Source organism: Brevibacillus sp. SKDU10, from assembly GCF_001645205.1.
Taxonomy (GTDB): Bacteria; Bacillota; Bacilli; order Brevibacillales; family Brevibacillaceae; genus Brevibacillus_B; species Brevibacillus_B halotolerans.
Map to the genome: position 1 here is coordinate 1 of NZ_LSSO01000128.1, position 790 is coordinate 790.

1 protein-coding gene is annotated in these 790 nt (G+C 68.1%); it reads left to right on the forward strand.

The genetic code is table 11. The features are described 5' to 3' along the window. Positions 1–470 (forward strand): efflux RND transporter permease subunit (locus tag AYJ08_RS22900; RefSeq protein ID WP_197490608.1); only part of this gene is annotated, 470 nt, incomplete at its 5' end. Positions 471–790: the final 320 nt, after the last annotated feature.

A 790-nucleotide genomic window follows, 5' to 3' on the forward strand; every position in this document is an offset into this window, starting at 1 on the left:
TCATCCACCCGCTGGTGATCATGCTGACCGTACCGCTGGGCGTGCTCGGCGCGCTGATCGGCCGGGCGATCAGCGGCGGTACGCTCAACCTGTTCAGTCAGATCGGCATCGTCATGCTGGTCGGGCTGGCGGCCAAGAACGGCATCCTGATCGTCGAGTTCGCCAATCAGTTGCGCGATGCCGGGCGCAGCGTGCGCGACGCGATTGTAGAAGCCTCGGCGGTGCGCCTGCGGCCGATCCTGATGACCTCGCTGGCCTTCGCCCTGGGCGTGGTGCCGCTGATGCTGGCCAGCGGCGCCAGCGCCGAGACCCAGCACGCCATCGGCACCGGCGTGTTCGGCGGCATGGTCAGGGGCACGGTGCTGGCGATCTTCTTCGTGCCGGCATTCTTCGTCTGCGTGGTGGGACTGCAGGAGCGGGTGGCGCGCTGGCGTGCGCGACGCGGCGGGGGTGCGTCTGCCGAGAACTAAACCGGCGCTGCCGCTGCCATTGTGGCCGTCGACTGTCGTGCAGCCGGGCCGCTCGACGTGGTGTGCTTTTCCGATGGCGCAATGCGTCGGGACTGAAGTCCCTCCCACAAGGATGCCTTTCCAACAAGGGTGTCCTGCCCCTTCCCTGTGCGAGGCGACTGCCGAAGGCGGCAGTCGCCAGCCGCCGCACCGAACCTGGTGGGCGTCAGCGGTGATGCCGCCGCGACACGCGAAACCGAAAGCCGACGGACACCTTCCGTCGTCGGGGCTGAAGTCCCTCCCACAAGGGCGCCTTTCCCACAAGGTGTCCTGCCCCTTCC